Here is an 18304-nt window from a genome sequence, read left to right as displayed (position 1 = left end):
GCACCGTCATGAGTGTCAGAACTTGTTGCGCGGGGTGATCCCCAGCGACATGCCCGCCAGGCCGCGGGCGCGGCCGCCGAGCTTGCCCGCGATCGCCTTGAGGGCGAGCGCCGCGGCGGAGTCCGGGTGGCTCAGCACGACCGGACGGCCGTCGTCGCCGCCCTCGCGCAGCCGTACGTCGATCGGGATCTGGCCCAGCACCGGAACCGTCGCACCCGTGGTCTTGGTCAGGCCCTCGGCGACCCGCTCGCCGCCGCCGCTGCCGAAGACGTCGACGATCTCGTCGCAGTGCGGGCACGGCATCCCGGACATGTTCTCCACGACGCCGACGATCTTCTGGTGGGTCTGCACCGCGATGGACCCGGCGCGCTCCGCGACCTCGGCGGCGGCCTGCTGAGGCGTCGTCACCACGAGGATCTCGGCGTTCGGCACGAGCTGCGCGACGGAGATCGCGATGTCGCCGGTGCCCGGCGGCAGGTCCAGCAGCAGGACGTCCAGGTCGCCCCAGTACACATCGGCGAGGAACTGCTGCAGCGCGCGGTGCAGCATCGGTCCGCGCCACACCACGGGCGCGTTGCCCGGGGTGAACATACCGATGGAGATGACCTTCACGCCGTGCGACGACGGCGGCATGATCATGTTCTCGACCTGGGTCGGCCGGCCCTCGACGCCGAGCATGCGCGGCACCGAGTGGCCGTAGATGTCCGCGTCCACGACGCCGACCTTGAGGCCGTCGGCGGCCATCGCCGCCGCCAGGTTCACCGTCACCGAGGACTTGCCGACGCCGCCCTTGCCGGAGGCGACCGCGTAGACCCGGGTCAGCGAGCCGGGCTGGGCGAAGGGCACCTCGCGCTCGGCGGTGCCGCCGCGCAGGTTTCCGGCGAGCTCCTTGCGCTGCTCGTCGCTCATCACGTCGAGCTCGACGGTGACACCGGTGACGCCCGGTACCGCCTCGACGGCCGTGGTGACGTTCGTGGTGATGGTCTCGCGCATCGGGCAGCCCGACACCGTCAGGTAGACGGCGACCTTCACGGTGCCGTCGTCCGCGATGTCCACGGATTTGACCATGCCGAGATCAGTGATCGGCTTGTGGATCTCCGGGTCGTTCACCGTCGCGAGCGCGGCGCGCACGGCGTCGGCGGTCGGAGCGGATCCGTGAATGTCGGTAGCCATACGGTCGATGGTACGGCGCTCACCGGTCGGTTCTGGCGTCGCCTTCGTCACGCCGCTCCTCGAGCTCCTTCAGCAGATCCTGGAGCTCGGAACGGATCCAGTCGCGGGTGGCGACCTCCCCGAGGTTCATCCGCAGCGACGCCACCTCCCGCGTCAGGTACTCGGTGTCGGCGATGCTGCGTTCGTTCTGCTTGCGGTCCTGTTCGTGGGTGACGCGGTCGCGGTCGTCCTGCCGGTTCTGCGCGAGCAGGATCAGCGGGGCCGCGTAGGACGCCTGCAGCGAGAGCATCAGCGTCAGGAAGATGAACGGGTACTGGTCCCAGCGCATCGAGTCCGGCGCGAAGACGTTCCACAGCACCCACAGGATGATGAGGACCGTCATCCAGACGATGAAGCGCCCGGTGCCCAGGAAGCGGGCGATCCGCTCGGAGAACTTCCCGAACTCCTCCGGGTCGTAGGACGGCAGCAGCCGTCGGCGGGTCGGGCGCGGCTGGTCCAGGCGCACCCGCGGCCGCGGCGCGGCGGTGGCGCCGGTCGCTGTCTTCGCGCGCTCGCGCTCCAGTTCAGCGGGCATCGGCGGGCCTGTTCTCGTCCGGCCGCTCGCTGATGTGGTGCGCGCCGGCCGCGCCGTGCAGATCGGTCTCGCGCCAGTCCTCGGGCAGCAGGTGGTCCAGCACGTCGTCGACCGTCACCGCGCCGAGCAGTGATCCGCTCTCGTCCACGACGGGCGCCGAGATCAGGTTGTACGTGGCGAGGTAGCTGGTCACCGCGGACAGCGGGGTGCCGGGCGGCAGCGGCAGCAGGTCGGTGTCGACGATGGAGCCGACCAGGGTGAAGGGCGGGTCGCGCAGCAGCCGCTGGAAGTGCACCAGACCGAGGTACTTGCCGGTCGGCGTCTCGTCGGGCGGCCGGCACACGTAGACCTGGGCGGCGAGCGCGGGGGACAGGTCGGGGTTGCGGACCCGCGCGAGCGCGTCCGCGATCGTCGCGTCGGGCCGCAGCACGATGGGCTCGGTGGTCATCAGGCCGCCGGCGGTGCGCTCCTCGTAGGAGAGCAGCCGGCGCACGTCGGCGGCGTCCTGCGGCTGCATCAGGGTCAGCAGCCGCTCCTGGTCGACCTCCGGCAGTTCGGAGAGCAGGTCGGCCGCGTCGTCCGGGTCCATCGCCTCCAGGACGTCGGCGGCGCGCTCCTCCTTGAGCTTGCCGAGGATCTCGACCTGGTCGTCGTCCGGCAGCTCCTCCAGGACGTCGGCGAGCCGGTCGTCGTCCAGGGCGGCGGCGACCTCGCCGCGGCGCTTGGGCGACAGGTGGTGCAGGACGTTGGCGAGGTCGGCGGGGCGCAGCCGCTCGAAGGTGGCGAGCAGGTTCTCGGCGCCCTGTCCGTGCTCCTCCAGCGAGAAGCCGCTCACGGCCGACCAGTCCAGGGTCAGCGTCTCGCCGCGCCTGCGCAGCGCGCCGCCCTTGCCCCGGCGGACGAAGACCTTGTCGATCTCCCAGTCGCGGCGGGCCGGCAGCTGCACCATCGAGATGTCCAGCACGGTCACCTCCTCGCCGGTCGCGACGATCCTGACCCGCCGGTCGAGCAGCTCGCCGAGGACGAGGGTCTCGGTCGGCCGCTGCTCGAAACGCCGCATGTTGACGACCCCGGTGGTGATCACCTGGCCGGACTCGACGCCGGTCACCCGGGTCATCGGCAGGAAGATCCGCCGCCGGCTGACCACCTCGACGACCAGTCCCAGCACCCGCGGCGGCTTCCCGCCGACCCTCAGCATGACCACCAGGTCCCGGACCCGGCCGACCTGGTCCCCGCCCGGGTCGAAGACCGCGACACCCGAGATGTGGGAGATGAACACGCGCGGGGCACCTGCGGCCATGCGGTGCCTCCTGGCGTCGTGCGGGTCACGGTTCGTCGCTGCCAGGCTAACCCGCGCGGATCTTGGCTGCCGCACGGTGCTGCTCCGCGGGAGACCGCCTGCCGCCGGTGGTGGACGGAAGGGGCCGGTCCGGGTCTCGGCAGGGAGCTGTACGCTGCGGTAGCTTCGGGTCTCCCCACCCCGTTCCCCTGCCGCTGGAGGAAGAGAACACGTGTTTCCCGGCCGCCGATCCGTAGTTCTCGTCGGGGCGCTGTGCGCCGGACTGACGCTCGCCGGGTGCGGTGACCCGGACGCCGGGACGAACGGGGTCGCCAAGCTGCCGCCCAAGACGATCGAGCAGCGGGCCCGCGACGCCGCCGCGTCGGCGCGGACCGTACGGCTGTCCGGCACGGTGGTCAGCAAGGGGAAGACGTACAAGCTCGACATGCGGCTGCGCAACGACGGCGGCGTCGGGGACGTCTCGACCCAGAACAGCACGTTCCAGCTGCTGCGGGTCGGTGACGACCTGTATCTGAAGGCGGGCGCCGACTTCTACGGCGACGCCGGCTCCGACAAGGACAGCCAGGCCGCCGCGGCGAAGCTGAAGGACAAGTACGTCAAGGTGCCGGCCGGCGACCCCGCTTACCAGCAGTTCAGCGGCTTCACGGACAAGAAGGTGCTGCTCGACGCGCTCTTCGTCCTCAACGGGGAGCTGTCCACCGGCGACCACCGGAAGGTCAACGGCACCCGCACCATCGCCCTCGCCGCCGACGACGGCGGAGGCGGCACGCTCGATGTCTCCCTCGAAGGCAGCCCCTACCCGCTGCGGTACGAGCGCGCGGGCGGCTCCGGCACGCTCACGCTCGCCGACTGGGGCAAGGACTTCACGCTCGCGGCGCCGGACGCCGCCCATGTCGTCGACTACGGCAAGTCCGTGACGGGCACTTCGGGCGGCTGACGCCGCCCAGGCCGTACGGTCGGGCTCTTTGACGTCAGGCGCGCTTCTTGCGGCGCGCGAGCAGCCGCGGCAGCGCCTCCGGCATCGGCTGCCGGGTCGTGGCCGGCGTGGGGACGGGGCCTGCCGCACCCGAGGTGTCCGGCATCGTGCCGGGCTGCTCGATCGGCGGTCCGGACGGTGCCAGCCGCAGCACCTGGCACTCGCGCGCCCAGCGCACGGTCATCGTCTCGGCGTCCGGTGCGTTCAGCCGCTTGCCCTTGAGCTCCTCGACGGCGGCGGTCCACCCGTCGCTGTCGGGAACGAGCGCGGTGACGGCGGCGGGCCAGGTGACCAGCCGGCCGCCCTTGTCCTTGCTGCGCACCGTCACGACCGCGGTGCCGCCGTCGGCCAGCCCGCTGAGCGGCTGCTCCCCGGGGCCGCCGCCGACGACGCACATGGCGCCGTCCACCCACGCGTGCCAGACCGCCTGCGGCGGGCGTCCGGTCGGGGCCTGCACCCAGACCAGGCCGGACTTCTTGGTGGCCTCCTCGACGAGGGCGCTCTGTTCGGCGGTTTCCGTCATGGGGCTCACCTTATTGCGTGCCGCCCGTCGCGTGCCGTGTTCGTGCGGCCTCCCGGACGCCGTCCAAGCGTTGGACGACAGGAGCTTGGTCTTGTCATGGGCCTTACGCTGGTCGGAGCCCCTGTCCCGACCGAGGAGAACCCGTGTCCGCCGAGTCGCGCACCGTCGCCCCGCCTGCCGCAGTTCCTCCCGCGGCAGCGGTCGCGCACCGGCCGCTGGACCTCACGCTGCTGGCCGTGGCCATCGCCGGCGTCTCGTTCTCCGCCCCGCTGATCGCGGCCACCGCCGCCCCGGCACTGGCCATCGCGTTCTGGCGGAACGCCATGGCGGTCGGGGTGCTCACCCCGTTCGTGCTCCGCCGCAACCTCGGCGAGCTGCGCCGGATGGGCCGCCGCTCCCTGCTGCTGTCGGTGGCGGCGGGCGCGACGCTCGCGCTGCACTTCGGGCTCTGGCTGCCGAGCCTGTCGATGACATCGGTCGCGACCTCGACCGCGCTGTGCACCACGACCCCGATCTGGACCACGATCATCCTGCGGATGCGCGGCCACCGACCGCCCCGCATGGTGTGGGCGGGCACGCTGCTGGCCGTCGTCGGAGTCATCATCCTGACCGGCATCGACATGTCGACCGACACCCGTGCGCTGGGCGGCGACGCGCTCGCGCTGGGCGCGGGCATGGCGGCGGCCGCGTACGTCCTGCTGGGCGCCGAGGTCCGCAGGACCGCCAGCACCACCGCGTACACCTACCTCTGCTACTCGACGACCGCGGTCGCGCTGCTGGTGACCTGCCTGGTCTCCGGCGCCTCGCTGAGCGGGTACAGCGGTGAGACCTGGCTGAAGTTCATCGCGCTCACCGTCGCCGCGCAGCTGCTCGGGCACTCGCTGCTGAACCGGGTGGTGCACGGGCTCGGCCCGTCCACCACCTCGACCGCGATCCTGCTGGAGACGCCGGGCGCGGCCCTCATCGCGGCGCTCTGGCTGGGCCAGACGCCGCCGGCGATGGCCTATCCGGCGCTCGGGGTGATCCTCGCCGGCCTGGCACTGGTGATCCTGTCGGACCGGAAGGCCGGCCCGGTCCCTGCGGACCTCCCGGCCACGCCCGGCGGAGCCTGACCCCGGCGGAGCCCGAGCACCGCCGGTGCTACAGCCAGCCGTTGCGCCGGAATCCGCGGTGGATGCTGAAGCAGATGGCGACGGTCGCGCACAGCACCATCGGGTACCCGTAGCGCCAGTGCAGCTCCGGCATGTGGTCGAAGTTCATGCCGTACACGCCGGTGATCATCGTCGGCACGGCGAGGATGGCGGCCCATGCGGTGATCTTGCGCATGTCCTCGTTCTGCGCGACGGTCGCCTGCGCCAGGTTCGCCTGCAGGATCGAGTTGAGCAGATCGTCGAAGCCGACCACCTGCTCGTGGACGCGCGCCACGTGGTCGGCGACATCGCGGAAGTACTTCTGGATCTCCGGGTCGATCAGCCGCATCGGCCGTTCGCTGAGCAGCTGCATCGGCCGCAGCAGCGGGGAGACGGCCCGCTTGAACTCCAGCACCTCGCGCTTGAGCTGGTAGATCCGGCCGGCGTCGCCACCGCGCGCGGACTTGCCCTGCTCGGCGGAGAAGACGTCGATCTCGACGTCGTCGATATCGTCCTGAACGGCCTCGGTGACGGCGAGATAGTCGTCGACCACCTGGTCGGCGATGGCGTGCAGCACGGCCGAGGGGCCCTTGGCGAGCAGCTCGGGGTCCTCCTCCAGCCGGTGCCGGAGCGCGCGCAGCGAGCCGTGGCCGCCGTGCCGGACGGTGATGACGAAGTGCCGGCCGGTGAAGACCATGACCTCGCCGCTCTCGACGACCTCGCTGGTCGCGGTGAGCTCGGTGTGCTCGACGTACCTGATGGTCTTGAAGACGGTGAACAGGATGTCGTCGTAGCGCTCCAACTTGGGGCGCTGGTGGGCGTGGACGGCGTCCTCGACGGCCAGCGGGTGCAGCCCGAACACCTCGGCGATGCCGGCGAACTCCTGCTCCGTGGGCTCGTGCAGCCCGATCCAGACGAAGCCCTCGCTGCGGCTGCCGCTGCGTACCTTCTCCAGGGCGGCGGCCGGGTCGATGTGGTCGCTGCACCGCGCGCCGTCGCGGTAGACGGCGCAGTCCACCACCGCGCTCGTCGCGCTGGGCGTCCGGGTCGCGCCGTAGTCGTATGAAACGGCGCTCTTGCGCAGGGAGGGACGGACCACTGCACGCAGGTCACGGATCATCGACATGGCAAGCTCCTTCACGGACTGGCCGACGGCACGGAAGCCGCACTGAAATGCTGATCAAGGCAGGGTGATCACAAGGCAGTTCAGGGCGCTCTTCCGGCGCGGTGCTCGCGGCAGGCGGCTGTTCCGACGGGAAGTGGAAACTTCCGTGTTTCCCGGCGATGGGGCCGGGTATGGAAAGCGAGGGCTCAGCCGGCGAGGTGGCGGAAGGAAGAGCGGGCAGGACTGCAAGGTCGACTATGATCCATGTCAACCCCACCTCCTCCGGCCGATCCCCGCTGAGGGATGACGTGTACTCATGGCTGCGCCGGACTTCACGGCGGCCAACGCCCCACCTTAGCAAGCGCCCAGAGCGCTCCTGTCCGGCTTTGCCTGTTCGATACGGTTCCCCTACCTGTCGCGGGCATGGCGGACCTATGCTCCGCGGTATGGGCGATCTTCTTCAGCTGGTCGAGGCGCGACTGCACTCGGCGTTCGGTGAGCGGCACAGCAGGGCGTCGGTGACCTTCCTCGGCACCGACCGCATCGAGGTGCTGCGCTTCGTCGACGGAGATGTACTGCGCTACGCGACGCTCGGCATGTCGCGGCAGCCCATGAGCGATCCCCTGGCCACCGTCGCCGACCCGCAGCGCGGCCCGCGCGCCGAACTGGTGCTGTCCGTACGGGCCGGGCTCGCCCCCGTCGACCAGGTGCTGCGGCCGCTCGCCGTGCTCGCCGCCTCGCCCCAGGTCGAGGGCGTCGTGGTGGCTCCCGGTGCCTCCCTGGACGTCGGCGGACCGCTGTGGACCGGCGCGCCGTTCTCCGCCGTGCTGGTCGCCGAGCCGGGCGGCCTGGTCGAGGACCTCGAACTGGAGGATCCGCTGGATCCGGTCCGGTTCTTCCCGGTGCTCCCCATGACGCAGAACGAGGCGGCCTGGAAGCGGGTGCACGGCGGCGCCGCGCTGCAGGAGCGCTGGCTGAAGTACGGCACGGATCTGCGCGACCCGCTGCGGCCGTCGGTCCCGCTCGCCGACTGACCGCGCCGCGCCCGTACCGTCGCACCGGTTCCGCCGCAGGTCCCATCCCCGTGAGTGCCGCCCCGGGAGCCCGCCCCGCCGTGCGTACGGCTGATCTCTCGACGCCGGACGGGTGATCGTCCTTGACGCGGGCACGTCGCGGGAGGACCGTTGGGCCCTATGAGGGGCGAACCCAGTTGCCCGAAGTGTGGTGGCCGGGTGCGAGCGCCCGGCCTCTTCGCCGATGCCTGGCAGTGCGGAGTGCACGGGACCGTGTACCCGCTGCAGCCGGTCGTCCCACCGAGCGTCGAGGCACTGGGGGTCGTGGTGCACCGCGCGCAGGTACCGGTGTGGATGCCCTGGCCGCTGCCGGTCGGCTGGCTCTTCTCCGGTGTGGCCTCCGCGGGCGACGACCGCAGCGGCGGGCGGGCGACCGCGGTGGCCTGTTCCGGTCCCGGTCCGCTCGGCGGTCCCGGTGAGCTGCTGCTGATCGCCGAGGAACTGGGTGTGGGCCTCGGCGCGCGCTACGCGGGCATCCCGGGACCCGATCCCGGCCCGTCGATGTGTGTGGACCAGTCCCCGCACACCAAGGTGCTGGCCGCGGGCCGGCCCACCCCGCTGTGGCATGTGAAGGACGCGCCGGGCGACCGGGCGGTCTTCGCGGGCGAGGCGCTGGGGCTGTGGCTCTGGGCGATCGTGTGGCCCGAGCAGTCCGGGCTCATGATGTACGACGAGCTGGTGCTCACCGATCTGCGGGACGCGGGGGCGGAAGTCGACCTGCTGTCGTGCGGTGCGCTCTCTCCCCGGCTGCTCTCCTGAGATTCGCAGGTTCCCCGGCCCGCTATCCTTATTTTCCGAAAGCCTGTGCCGTATACCGCCTATCGCCGTTGGGAGCTGTGCCGTGCGCATCGACCTGCACACCCACTCCACGGCCTCGGACGGTACGGACACCCCCGCCGAGCTGGTGCGCAACGCCGCCGCGGAGGGCCTCGACGTAGTGGCGATCACCGACCACGACACCGTCGGCGGCCATGACGAGGCCGTCAAGGCGCTCCACGACCTCGGGTCGCCGCTGACGCTGGTGACCGGCGCGGAGCTGTCCTGCAGGATCGACGGCATCAGCATGCACATGCTGGCGTACCTCTTCGATCCCGCGGAACCCGAGCTGTTCCGGGAGCGGGAGCTCGTACGCGACGACCGGGTGCCGCGGGCGCGGGCCATGGTCGGCAAGCTCCAGGAGCTGGGCGTTCCGGTCACTTGGGAGCAGGTCGCCGCGATCGCCGGTGACGGTTCCGTGGGCCGGCCGCACATCGCGACCGCGCTCGTCGACCTCGGCGTCGTGGACAGCGTCTCGGACGCGTTCACGGACCAGTGGCTGGCCAACGACGGCCGCGCGTACGTCGGGAAGCACGAGTTCGACCCGTTCGACGCCGTACGCCTGGTCAAGGCGGCCGGCGGGGTCACCGTCTTCGCGCACCCGGGCGCCCACAAGCGCGGTGAGACCGTTCCGGAGAGCGTCATAGCCGCACTGGCCGCGGCCGGACTCGACGGCATCGAGGTGGACCACATGGACCACGACGAGGCCACCCGGGCCCGGCTGCGCGGCTTCGCCGCCGAGACGGGGCTGCTCGCCACCGGCTCCAGCGACTACCACGGCAGCCGCAAGGCCTGCCGGCTCGGGGAGTGCGTCACCGACCCCGAGGTGTACCGGGAGATCGCGCGCAGGGCGACCGGCGCGGTCCCGATCAGCGCCGTCTAGCGCCCTTCCCGCCCCCCGGCGGCCCCGACGCCCGGCGTCCCGCCGCCTCTTCGCTGCTCGCTCCTGCCGCCTGTCCTGACGCCCCGGCCTCGGACCGCGGCGCCCTGCCCGTCCTGCCGGCCCACCGCGGAAAGCCCCCACTGAACATGCTCGACGTCACCCTCTTCGGGTCGGTCTTCGTCACGCTCTTCGTGATCATGGACCCGCCCGGAATCACCCCGATCTTCCTCGCGCTGACCTCCGGGCGCGCCACCAAGGTGCAGCGCCGGATGGCCTGGCAGGCGGCCTCCGTCGCCTTCGGCGTCATCACCGTCTTCGGCCTGTTCGGCCATCAGATCCTCGACTACCTGCATGTCTCGGTCCCGGCGCTGCGGATCGCCGGCGGCCTGCTGCTGCTGCTCATCGCGCTGGACCTGCTCACCGGCAAGATGGACGAGCCGACCCAGACCAAGGACGTGAACGTCGCGCTGGTGCCGCTGGGGATGCCGCTGCTGGCCGGTCCCGGTGCGATCGTGACCGTGATCCTCGCGGTGCAGAACGCCCACGGCTTCGGGGAACAGGCGTCGGTGTGGCTGGCGATCGCCGCCATGCACGTCGTGCTGTGGCTGGTCATGCGCTACTCGCTGGCGATCATCCGGCTCATCAAGGAGGGCGGTGTGGTGCTGGTGACGCGGCTGTCCGGGATGCTGCTCTCGGCCATCGCCGTTCAGCAGGTGGCCAACGGGGTGCTGGGGTTCGTGCACGGCGAGGGCTGAGCCGCCGAGTGCCCCCGGACGGCACAGCACGCAAAAGCGCCCCTGTACGTCCTTCGTACAGGGGCGCCGTCGTCGAATGCTGTCTCAGATCGCCGGGCGGATGTAGATCCGCTGGCCGATGGCCGCGGCCTGCTGGACGATCTTCTTGACGGCGGCGGCGTCCACGACTGTGCTGTCCATGGCGGTGCCGTTCCGGTCGTCGAGTCGCATGATCTCGAAGCGCATGGTGCTTCTCCCTTCGTCGCACTGTCCATGAGTAGTCAACGAACCCCCTCGCTAAAACATTCCCTACGCTAATGAAAACTTTTCCGAGCCTAAGTACTCACGAGTACGGGACAATGGCGGACCTATGGACAACGACAACGCGCTGGCCGCCCTGGCCGCCGGTATCGAGCGCACCAACGAGCTCCTCCAGCGGGTCCTGGCCGAAGTCGCCACCACCCCCGCCACCCACGCCGTGTTCGTGGACGCCGGCTACGTCTACGCCGCCGCGGGCCGCCTCGTCGCGGGCACCGAGGACCGGCAGACCTTCGACCTGGACGCCGAGGGCATCATCGAGGCGTTCATCGACAAGGCGCGCTCGCTCTTCCCCGACAGCCGGCTGCTGCGCGTCTACTGGTACGACGGCGCCCGCCGCCGCATCCACACCCGCGAGCAGGAGCGCATCGCCGAACTCCCCGACGTCAAGGTCCGGCTCGGCAACCTCAACGCCAGCCGCCAGCAGAAGGGCGTCGACTCCCTCATCCGCACCGACCTCGAATCGCTCGCCCGGCACCGCGCCATCAGCGACGCGGTCCTCATCGGCGGTGACGAGGACCTGGTCTCCGCCGTCGAGGCGGCCCAGGGGTACGGCGCGCGCGTGCACCTGTGGGGCATCGAAGCCACCGACGGCCGCAACCAGGCCGACCCCCTGCTCTGGGAGGTCGACAGCCAGCGGACCTTCGACCTCGAGTTCTGCAAGCCGTACCTGACCCGGCGACCCGTGCCCGAGTACGGCGACACGGCGGTGCCCTCGCGGGCGGACGTGCACTTCGTGGGCGCCCGGGTCGCCGGCCAGTGGCTCGCCGTGCGGGGCCGCGACACCCTCGCGGAACTGCTGCCCGGCCGGCCGTACCTGCCGCCGGCCTACGACCAGGAACTGCTCGTCGAAGCCGAGAGCCTGCTCGGCATCTCGCTGCGCGGCCACGCCGACCTGCGACGTTCGCTGCGCGACGGCTTCTGGGACCACCTCACCGCCCAGCTCTGACTCCTCACTCGCCCTGCGGGCTCCAGAAATCGATCAGTGCCTCGGCCGTCGCCTCCGGCTGGTCCACGTTCGGCGAATGCTCCGCACCCTTGATCACCACACGCCGAGCGCCCAGCCGCAGCGCCATGTCGTCGAGCCACTCCGGCGGCCACGCGTAGTCGACGGCGCCGGAGAGCACCAGCATGCGGATCGGTACGGCGGCCAGCTCGGCGACCCGGTCCGGCTCCGCGATCAGCTGCTTGCCGGTCGCGATCAACTGCTCCGGGACGGTGCCCATCCAGCGCCGGTACAGGAACTCGGCGATGGCCGGCGGGTCGTCGGGCGCGTCGGCGTTCTCCGCGTCCATCGCACGCATCGCCTGCCAGACCGCCTCCATCCCCATCGCGGGCAGCGCCTCGACGAGCAACCTCGTCCTGGCCTGCTGCGCGGCGTCGATGGCGGCCGGGCCGGAACTCATGATCGTCAGCGACTCCCACGGCAGTCCGGGCGCGTCGATCGCCGCCGCCCGCACGATCAGCCCGCCCAGCGAGTGGCCCAGCACATGCAACGGTCCCGCACCGCCGAGCGCCTCGGTCTGCGCCAGGACGTCGGCGGCCAGCTCCGCCTGCGCGTACGCGCTCTCCTCGGCCGGGCCGCCCGTCTCGTGCTGCCCCCGGCCGTCGACCGCGACCACCCGGAAGCCGGCCAGCGCCAGCGGCTCCAGCAGCGCGATGAAGTCCTCTTTGCTCCCGGTGAACCCGGGCACCAGCAGCGCGGTCCCACGGACCGCCGCCCCCGCGTCCAGCACCGCGAACTCGCCCCTCGCGGTGGCGAGACGGTACGCGCGGGCCCCGTGGGGCAGCTCCAGTGTCGGCGGTCTGCTCATGCGGTGAGATTACGCGACGCGTGTGTACGACAGGTTGCAAGCAGCGACTGCACACCGACGAACACTGACGCCCCCGGTGGTCTCCGGGGGCGTCGGCGTTACTGCGGGTGCTGCCGCGCGGATCGGTCAGCCGTCGGCCGGCTCGGCCTTCGCGGGGCGGGTACGACGGCGACGGCGGGCCGGCTTGGCCTCGTCACCCTCGGCGGCGGGGGCGTCGGCCGGAGCGGCCTCGACCACGGCCACCGCAGCGGCCTCGGCGGCCGGCGCGGCCGCGCGGGTACGGCGACGGCGGCGCGGGGCCGCCTTCGTCTCGCCCTCGGTCTCCGCCTCGGCGGGGGCCACGGCCACGGCAACGGCCACGGCGGCGTCCACCGCTGCGGGGGCGACGGCGCTCTCACCGGCGACGGTCTCGCCGCTACGGGTGCGGGTGCGCTGGCGCGGGGTGCGCGTGCGCGGCGGCCGCTCCTCGGTGACGGTCGCGGCAGCGGCGACGGCGGGCTTGCGGCCACCGCTCTTGCCGCGGCCACCGGTCTCGCCGAGGTCCTCGACCGTCTCTGCACCGAGGCCGGCACGGGTCCGGTCCGCCCGGGGCAGTATGCCCTTGGTGCCGGCCGGGATGTTGAGCAGCTCGTACAGGTGCGCGGAGGTGGAGTACGTCTCCTCCGGCTCGTCGAACGGCAGGTCCAGCGCCTTGTTGATGAGCTTCCAGCGCGGGATGTCGTCCCAGTCCACCAGCGTGATCGCGATACCGGTCTTACCGGCGCGGCCGGTGCGGCCGACGCGGTGGAGGTACGTCTTCTCGTCCTCCGGCGACTGGTAGTTGATGACGTGCGTCACACCGTCGACGTCGATACCGCGGGCGGCGACGTCGGTGCAGACCAGCACGTCCACCTTGCCGTTGCGGAAGGCGCGCAGCGCCTGCTCGCGGGCGCCCTGGCCCAGGTCGCCGTGGACCGCGCCGGAGGCGAAGCCGCGCTGGGCGAGCTGGTCGGCGATGTCGGCCGCGGTGCGCTTGGTGCGGCAGAAGATCATGGCGAGGCCACGGCCGTCGGCCTGCAGGATGCGGGAGACGAGCTCCGGCTTGTCCATGGAGTGCGCGCGGAAGATGTGCTGCGTGATGTTCGCGACAGTCGCGCCCTCGTCGTCCGGTGAGGTGGCGCGGATGTGGGTGGGCTGCGACATGTAGCGGCGGGCCAGGTTGATGACGGCGCCCGGCATGGTGGCCGAGAACAGCATCGTCTGGCGCTTCGGCGGCAGCATCGCCATGATGCGCTCGACGTCGGGCAGGAAGCCCAGGTCGAGCATCTCGTCGGCCTCGTCCAGGACGAGGGCGCGGACCGACTTCAGGTTCAGCTTGCGCTGACCCGCCAGGTCCAGCAGCCGGCCCGGGGTGCCGACGACGATGTCGACGCCCTTCTTGAGGGCCTCGACCTGCGGCTCGTAGGCGCGGCCGCCGTAGATGGCCAGGACGCGCACGTTGCGGACCTTGCCGGCGGTCAGCAGGTCGTTGGTGACCTGCTGGCACAGCTCGCGGGTGGGGACGACGATCAGGGCCTGCGGACCGTCGGGCAGGTCCTCGGCCTTGGCACGGCCGGCCTCGACGTCGGCGGCGACGGTGACGCGCTCCAGCAGCGGCAGGCCGAAGCCCAGCGTCTTGCCGGTGCCGGTCTTGGCCTGGCCGATGATGTCATTGCCCGCCAGGGCGACCGGAAGGGTCATCTCCTGGATGGGGAACGGATTGATGATGCCGACAGCCTCGAGGGCTTCGGCGGTCTCGGAAAGGATTCCAAGGCTGCGGAAAGTCGTGGTGGTCAGGATGCTTGCCTCTTCTGTGAGACGCGGCACTGGGCTGTGAGGGGGGTCGAGCGTCCGCGTCCGGAAAAGAACGCCGGGCGCTGACCGCGCAGGTGTCGACCAGCCGTGGGTGGCTGAGAAGCGCGGGACCGCTGCCCTCGCACATGCCGCGAGTGGGCCCCTCCTGCTGTCAGGAGGGCGGTCGGTGTAGGAGCCGATCGGGCCACCGACCGGGCATCCAGATACTGCGTACAGTGCACAGGAAATTGCCGAAAATCGGCGGAGTGCATTACCACTCTACCCCGGAATCACGCAGCTGCACCCGATCAATGGTGTAGGACGGGACAGCGGGGGTGGTCCGGACGGACGCGGACTTGGCTATTGTGCGCACCATGGAGACGCCTGACGAGACGACCGCACCTTCCACCGGAATCGCTGCCCTGGACTGGGAAGGAGCCTCCGCCGACCCCCATTACCGGGCCGCGGTGGTTGATCTTCTGGGTGCGCTGGCGTACGGCGAACTGGCCGCGTTCGAACGCCTCGCGGACGACGCGAAGCTCGCGCCGGAGCTTGAGGACAAAGCCCAGCTGGCTGCCATGGCGGCGGCCGAATTCCACCACTTCGAGCGGCTGCGGGACCGGCTTTCCGAGATCGGGGCCTCACCGAAGGAGGCGATGGAACCCTTCGGTGCCGCGCTCGACGAGTTCCACCGGCAGACCGCTCCGTCGGACTGGCTGGAGGGTCTGGTCAAGGCCTACGTCGGCGACTCGATCGCCTCGGACTTCTACCGCGAGGTCGCGGCGCGGCTCGACACCGACACCCGCACGCTCGTCCTGGCCGTGCTGGACGACACCGGCCACGCCAGCTTCGCCGTCGAGAAGGTCCGCGCCGCCATCGAGGCGGACCCGCGGGTCGGCGGCCGGCTCGCGCTGTGGGCCCGTCGGCTGATGGGTGAGGCGCTGTCACAGGCGCAGCGCGTCGTCGCCGACCGTGACGCGCTCTCCACGATGCTCGTCGGGGGAGTGGCCGGCGGCTTCGACCTCGCCGAGGCGGGCCGGATGTTCACCCGGATCACCGAAGCGCACACCAAGCGGATGGCGGCACTGGGGCTGGCCGCCTGACCCTCGCTCAGGCTCAGGCCTGGGGCCGGTCAGGCCTCAGGCCCGCCCCGCGACCGAGTGGCGGAGAAAGCGCCGGTCGTCGGCGGGGCGGATGAGCAGGCTGAGCAGCGCCGCCGCGACGAGCGCCGACACCGGGAGCGTGACGGCCGCGTGGCCGCTGCCGAGCACGGTACGGGTGATGAGCCCGCCGACCAGGGCCGCGACCGGACCGGTGGCCAGTACGAGGGGGCGGGACGGGAAGCGCGCGGGCAAGAAGTGCGTGGCGGCGTAGGCGATGCCCAGACCGAGCGCGGCGAATGCGACTGCTTCCCACATGTACGGGGTCCTTCCCGAGGGGGCCGACCGTTGCATAACGGTCCTACCCCGTCGGGGAGCCGGACAAAACGGAGGGCCCGCACCCGATTACGGGTGCGGGCCCTGCGGCGTCGTCACATGGCCGCGCCGAAGCCGACCTTCCGGCTGGCGGGCTGCCCGATCTCCACGTACGCGAGCTTGGCTGCGGGGACGAGGACCTTGTGGCCGTTCTCGTCCACCAGGCTCAGGAGCGGCGAGGTGCCGGAGATGGCGTCCGCGACGGCCTTCTCGACCTCCTCGGCCGACTGCGCGCTCTCGATGCTGATCTCGCGCGGCGCGTGCTGCACGCCGATCTTGACCTCCACGGCTCTGTACCTCCAGGTCTGGCGGTGTGCGCGTCTTCGCGCCGTACGCAGGAAACACTAGCCGGGCTCGGAGGTGCCGAATCCGAAGATGATGAACGCCGGTAGCGAACAGCGACGGGGAATAACCGGCGGTGGCCGGCCGCGGCGGCTTCAGCCGGGGCCGGCGGCCGTCAGTGGTGGCCGTCCGTGCCGTGCAGCGGGAAGCCGGCGATGCCTCGCCAGGCCAGCGACGTCAGCAGGTTGACGGCGGTGTCCCGCGGGATCTGGCTGTTGCTGGAGAGCCAGTACCGGGCCACCACCTGGGAGACGCCGCCGAGGCCGACGGCCAGCAGCATCGACTGTTCGCGGGGCAGACCGGTGTCCTCCGCGATGACCTCGCAGATCGCTTCGGCGCACTCCAACGAGACCTTGTCGACGCGCTCGCGCACCGCCGGCTCGTTGGTCAGGTCCGATTCGAAGACCAGCCGGAAGGCGCCGCCCTCGTCCTCCACGTACGCGAAATAGGCGTCCATGGTCGCCTCGACGCGCAGTTTGTTGTCGGAGGTGGAGGCCAGCGCGGTACGCACTGCTTGCAGCAGTGACTCGCAGTGCTGGTCGAGCAGTGCCAGGTACAGCTCCAGCTTGCCCGGGAAGTGCTGGTAGAGCACCGGCTTGCTGACGCCGGCCCGCTCTGCGATGTCGTCCATCGCGGCGGCGTGGTAGCCCTGTGCGACGAACACTTCCTGGGCCGCGCCCAGGAGTTGTTCGCGCCGGGCCCGGCGGGGCAGGCGGGTGCCGCGCGGGCGTGCCTGAGTGTGCTCGATGGCTGTCACGCCGCCTCCCATTTCTGTTGAAGGAACACTGCGGAGGCCATCGTACTTTTCGGTAACGGGGCTGTGCGCGGTGCGAGAGCACATTCTCACTACCTGGAACCTCTCAGCGATAGTCCTCCTCGTCCAGGTTGACGACACGACGCTGTTCCGCGGCGTCCGCGGCATCGGCGGACGCGACGGGCGAATCGGAGTCCTCCCCGGCCGGGACGTCGTGGCGCTGGACGACGTCGGTGTGCTGCTCGGCGGCATCGGCTTCAGGGGTTTCGATGTCGAGTTCTGCCGCCCGATCGTCGGTGGCGGCCTCGAATTCATCCTCGGAAATCTGGATTTCGTCGGACACGATGACTCCCTTCCTTACTGTCGAGCGTAGGAGAGGGCGATGCCGCGCGCAGCCTGTGAGGGCGAACACACAAGCGCATGCGTGATCGTCTCGTAACATTGCCCCATGTCCTCGACGGAGTCTCCCCACGCTGCGATCGCTCCCGCAGTCGTCGCCCCGCAGGGGCCGCGGCTCGGACCAGGGGAAACGCAGCGAAATGTGAGCCTGCCCGGTCTCTCGCTGGTGGTGCGCGAGCGGACGCAGGAGCGCGACGGACTCGAACCGGCCGTTCTTGTGCACGGACTGGGCGGTTCGTCGCAGAACTGGACACAGCTGATGGACCGGCTGGCGGACCGGCTCGACAGCCAGGCACCGGATCTGCCCGGTTTCGGCTTCTCACCCCCGCCGGACGACGGCGACTACTCGGTCGCCGGGCACGCCCGCGCGGTGGTCCGGCTGATCGAGTCGGGCGACCGGGGCCCGGTCCACCTCTTCGGGAACTCGCTGGGCGGCGCGGTGGCGACGAAGGTCGCGGCCGCCCGTCCGGACCTGGTCAGGACGCTGACGCTGGTCTCGCCGGCGCTGCCGGAGATTCCGCCGCAGCGCAGCGCGTGGCCGACGGCGTTCGTCTCGATGCCGGGGATCCCGACGCTCTACATGCGGGCGACCCGAGGCTGGCCGGCCGAGCGGCGCACCCAGGAACTGCTCGCCCTCTGTTATGGCGACGCCTCGTCCGTGGGTGACCGGGCGCGGGCGGAAGCGGTCGCCGAGTACGAGCGGCGGATCGCGCTGCCGTACTTCTGGGATGCGATGGTGCGTTCGACACGGGGCATCGTCAACGCGTACACCTTGGGCGGACAACAGTCGCTGTGGCGGCAGGCGGAGCGGGTACTCGCGCCGACGCTGCTGGTCTACGGCGGTCGGGACAAGCTGGTCTCCTTCCGGATGGCGCGGAAGGCGTCCCAGGCGTTCCGTGACTCGCGGCTGGTAACGCTGCCCGACAGCGGGCACGTCGCGATGATGGAGCACCCTGACGTGGTGGCACGGGCCTTCCGGGACCTGCTCGACCAGACGGACGGTCACGCGTTGAACGCCAGGACGGACGGTCACGTAATGAACGACAGGACGAGCGCGGTATGAACGACAAGACGAGCGCTGCGGCGAGCAGGAGCTGATACAG

20 protein-coding genes and 1 pseudogene are annotated in these 18304 nt (G+C 71.1%); 9 read left to right on the top strand and 12 right to left on the bottom strand.

Features of this window, described 5'->3' with window-relative positions:
* Positions 1–15: 15 nt before the first annotated feature.
* From AC07DC_RS32650 to AC07DC_RS32640, 3 genes are read right to left on the bottom strand one after another with little or no spacing between them, the layout of a single operon-like run.
* Positions 16–1173, bottom strand: coding sequence for an Mrp/NBP35 family ATP-binding protein (locus AC07DC_RS32650; protein WP_478918096.1), 1158 nt, complete (start codon positions 1171–1173; stop codon positions 16–18).
* A 19-nt stretch (positions 1174–1192) separates the two neighbouring features.
* Positions 1193–1747, bottom strand: a complete 555-nt coding sequence (locus AC07DC_RS32645) for a DUF1003 domain-containing protein (RefSeq protein ID WP_478918095.1) — start codon at positions 1745–1747, stop codon at positions 1193–1195.
* The gene (locus tag AC07DC_RS32640; RefSeq protein ID WP_478918094.1) at positions 1737–3047 is read right to left on the bottom strand and encodes a magnesium transporter MgtE N-terminal domain-containing protein; all 1311 of its coding nucleotides are present in this window, start codon (positions 3045–3047) and stop codon (positions 1737–1739) included. Before AC07DC_RS32640 ends, AC07DC_RS32645 begins: the two co-directional genes overlap by 11 nt.
* 211 nt (positions 3048–3258) lie before the next feature.
* Here AC07DC_RS32640 and AC07DC_RS32635 point away from each other — a divergent pair, with 211 nt between their 5' ends.
* On the top strand, positions 3259–3984 hold the full coding sequence (locus AC07DC_RS32635) for a hypothetical protein (RefSeq protein WP_478918093.1): 726 nt from the start codon (positions 3259–3261) through the stop codon (positions 3982–3984).
* Between the two features lie 34 nt (positions 3985–4018).
* Here AC07DC_RS32635 and AC07DC_RS32630 read toward each other — a convergent pair whose 3' ends face one another.
* Positions 4019–4546 carry a hypothetical protein gene (locus AC07DC_RS32630; RefSeq protein WP_478918092.1) on the bottom strand — a complete coding sequence of 176 codons (528 nt, stop codon included), beginning with the start codon at positions 4544–4546 and terminating at the stop codon, positions 4019–4021.
* 143 nt (positions 4547–4689) lie between these two features.
* On the opposite strand from AC07DC_RS32630, the gene AC07DC_RS32625 reads away from it, so the two are divergent.
* Positions 4690–5658, top strand: coding sequence for a DMT family transporter (locus AC07DC_RS32625; protein WP_478918091.1), 969 nt, complete (start codon positions 4690–4692; stop codon positions 5656–5658).
* 28 nt (positions 5659–5686) lie between these two features.
* Here the strand turns inward: AC07DC_RS32625 and AC07DC_RS32620 are convergent, their stop codons facing one another.
* Positions 5687–6802: a magnesium and cobalt transport protein CorA gene (locus tag AC07DC_RS32620; RefSeq protein ID WP_478918090.1), complete on the bottom strand. Its 1116-nt coding sequence runs from the start codon at positions 6800–6802 to the stop codon at positions 5687–5689.
* Positions 6803–7227: 425 nt separating this feature from the next.
* On the opposite strand from AC07DC_RS32620, the gene AC07DC_RS32615 reads away from it, so the two are divergent.
* The 4 genes from AC07DC_RS32615 (at position 7228) to AC07DC_RS32600 (ending at position 10308) form a co-directional block, all read left to right on the top strand.
* The gene (locus AC07DC_RS32615) at positions 7228–7815 is read left to right on the top strand and encodes a suppressor of fused domain protein (RefSeq protein ID WP_478918089.1); all 588 of its coding nucleotides are present in this window, start codon (positions 7228–7230) and stop codon (positions 7813–7815) included.
* Between the two features lie 159 nt (positions 7816–7974).
* Positions 7975–8613: a DUF6758 family protein gene (locus AC07DC_RS32610; RefSeq protein ID WP_478918088.1), complete on the top strand. Its 639-nt coding sequence runs from the start codon at positions 7975–7977 to the stop codon at positions 8611–8613.
* 82 nt (positions 8614–8695) lie between these two features.
* Positions 8696–9553 (top strand): PHP domain-containing protein, encoded by an 858-nt coding sequence (locus tag AC07DC_RS32605; protein ID WP_478918087.1) that lies wholly within the window; start codon positions 8696–8698, stop codon positions 9551–9553.
* A gap of 146 nt (positions 9554–9699) precedes the next feature.
* Complete coding sequence (locus tag AC07DC_RS32600; RefSeq protein ID WP_138350988.1) at positions 9700–10308, top strand: MarC family protein; 609 nt, start codon at positions 9700–9702, stop codon at positions 10306–10308.
* A gap of 84 nt (positions 10309–10392) precedes the next feature.
* Here the strand turns inward: AC07DC_RS32600 and AC07DC_RS32595 are convergent, their stop codons facing one another.
* Positions 10393–10533 (bottom strand): hypothetical protein, encoded by a 141-nt coding sequence (locus tag AC07DC_RS32595; RefSeq protein WP_478918086.1) that lies wholly within the window; start codon positions 10531–10533, stop codon positions 10393–10395.
* Between the two features lie 124 nt (positions 10534–10657).
* On the opposite strand from AC07DC_RS32595, the gene AC07DC_RS32590 reads away from it, so the two are divergent.
* Positions 10658–11554, top strand: coding sequence for an NYN domain-containing protein (locus tag AC07DC_RS32590; protein WP_478918085.1), 897 nt, complete (start codon positions 10658–10660; stop codon positions 11552–11554).
* A 4-nt stretch (positions 11555–11558) separates the two neighbouring features.
* Here the strand turns inward: AC07DC_RS32590 and AC07DC_RS32585 are convergent, their stop codons facing one another.
* Entirely contained in the window at positions 11559–12419 is an 861-nt protein-coding gene (locus AC07DC_RS32585) for an alpha/beta fold hydrolase (RefSeq protein WP_478918084.1), read from the bottom strand.
* A gap of 144 nt (positions 12420–12563) precedes the next feature.
* A pseudogene (locus AC07DC_RS32580) lies at positions 12564–14379 on the bottom strand (DEAD/DEAH box helicase); the annotation flags it as partial.
* Positions 14380–14605: 226 nt separating this feature from the next.
* Here AC07DC_RS32580 and AC07DC_RS32575 point away from each other — a divergent pair.
* On the top strand, positions 14606–15334 hold the full coding sequence (locus AC07DC_RS32575; protein ID WP_478918083.1) for a ferritin-like fold-containing protein: 729 nt from the start codon (positions 14606–14608) through the stop codon (positions 15332–15334).
* A gap of 36 nt (positions 15335–15370) precedes the next feature.
* On the opposite strand, the gene AC07DC_RS32570 is transcribed toward AC07DC_RS32575, so the two are convergent.
* The 4 genes from AC07DC_RS32570 to AC07DC_RS32555 all read right to left on the bottom strand — a co-directional run bounded on the left by AC07DC_RS32570 (position 15371) and on the right by AC07DC_RS32555 (position 17145).
* Positions 15371–15649, bottom strand: coding sequence for a hypothetical protein (locus AC07DC_RS32570; RefSeq protein WP_478918082.1), 279 nt, complete (start codon positions 15647–15649; stop codon positions 15371–15373).
* Positions 15650–15762: 113 nt separating this feature from the next.
* Positions 15763–15993, bottom strand: a complete 231-nt coding sequence (locus tag AC07DC_RS32565) for a DUF3107 domain-containing protein (protein WP_478918081.1) — start codon at positions 15991–15993, stop codon at positions 15763–15765.
* 170 nt (positions 15994–16163) lie between these two features.
* Entirely contained in the window at positions 16164–16805 is a 642-nt protein-coding gene (locus AC07DC_RS32560) for a TetR/AcrR family transcriptional regulator (protein ID WP_138350982.1), read from the bottom strand.
* A gap of 103 nt (positions 16806–16908) precedes the next feature.
* A complete protein-coding gene (locus AC07DC_RS32555; RefSeq protein ID WP_478918080.1) occupies positions 16909–17145 on the bottom strand; it encodes a hypothetical protein in 237 nt (78 codons plus the stop codon).
* A gap of 105 nt (positions 17146–17250) precedes the next feature.
* Here AC07DC_RS32555 and AC07DC_RS32550 point away from each other — a divergent pair, with 105 nt between their 5' ends.
* Entirely contained in the window at positions 17251–18264 is a 1014-nt protein-coding gene (locus tag AC07DC_RS32550) for an alpha/beta fold hydrolase (RefSeq protein WP_478918079.1), read from the top strand.
* Positions 18265–18304 lie beyond the last annotated feature (40 nt).

It is taken from the genome of Streptomyces sp. NPDC045021 (genome assembly GCF_056432645.1).
Note: the sequence above shows the minus strand (reverse complement) of the source record. Positions and strands in the feature narration are given on the sequence as shown.

Coding starts and splice junctions, on each gene's coding strand:
- AC07DC_RS32650 (WP_478918096.1), bottom strand. CDS start 1,173: ATGGCTACCGACATTCACGGATCCGCTCCGACCGCCGACGCCGTGCGC.
- AC07DC_RS32645 (WP_478918095.1), bottom strand. CDS start 1,747: ATGCCCGCTGAACTGGAGCGCGAGCGCGCGAAGACAGCGACCGGCGCC.
- AC07DC_RS32640 (WP_478918094.1), bottom strand. CDS start 3,047: ATGGCCGCAGGTGCCCCGCGCGTGTTCATCTCCCACATCTCGGGTGTC.
- AC07DC_RS32630 (WP_478918092.1), bottom strand. CDS start 4,546: ATGACGGAAACCGCCGAACAGAGCGCCCTCGTCGAGGAGGCCACCAAG.
- AC07DC_RS32620 (WP_478918090.1), bottom strand. CDS start 6,802: ATGTCGATGATCCGTGACCTGCGTGCAGTGGTCCGTCCCTCCCTGCGC.
- AC07DC_RS32615 (WP_478918089.1), top strand. CDS start 7,228: ATGGGCGATCTTCTTCAGCTGGTCGAGGCGCGACTGCACTCGGCGTTC.
- AC07DC_RS32610 (WP_478918088.1), top strand. CDS start 7,975: ATGAGGGGCGAACCCAGTTGCCCGAAGTGTGGTGGCCGGGTGCGAGCG.
- AC07DC_RS32600 (WP_138350988.1), top strand. CDS start 9,700: ATGCTCGACGTCACCCTCTTCGGGTCGGTCTTCGTCACGCTCTTCGTG.
- AC07DC_RS32595 (WP_478918086.1), bottom strand. CDS start 10,533: ATGCGCTTCGAGATCATGCGACTCGACGACCGGAACGGCACCGCCATG.
- AC07DC_RS32590 (WP_478918085.1), top strand. CDS start 10,658: ATGGACAACGACAACGCGCTGGCCGCCCTGGCCGCCGGTATCGAGCGC.
- AC07DC_RS32585 (WP_478918084.1), bottom strand. CDS start 12,419: ATGAGCAGACCGCCGACACTGGAGCTGCCCCACGGGGCCCGCGCGTAC.
- AC07DC_RS32575 (WP_478918083.1), top strand. CDS start 14,606: ATGGAGACGCCTGACGAGACGACCGCACCTTCCACCGGAATCGCTGCC.
- AC07DC_RS32570 (WP_478918082.1), bottom strand. CDS start 15,649: ATGTGGGAAGCAGTCGCATTCGCCGCGCTCGGTCTGGGCATCGCCTAC.
- AC07DC_RS32550 (WP_478918079.1), top strand. CDS start 17,251: ATGTCCTCGACGGAGTCTCCCCACGCTGCGATCGCTCCCGCAGTCGTC.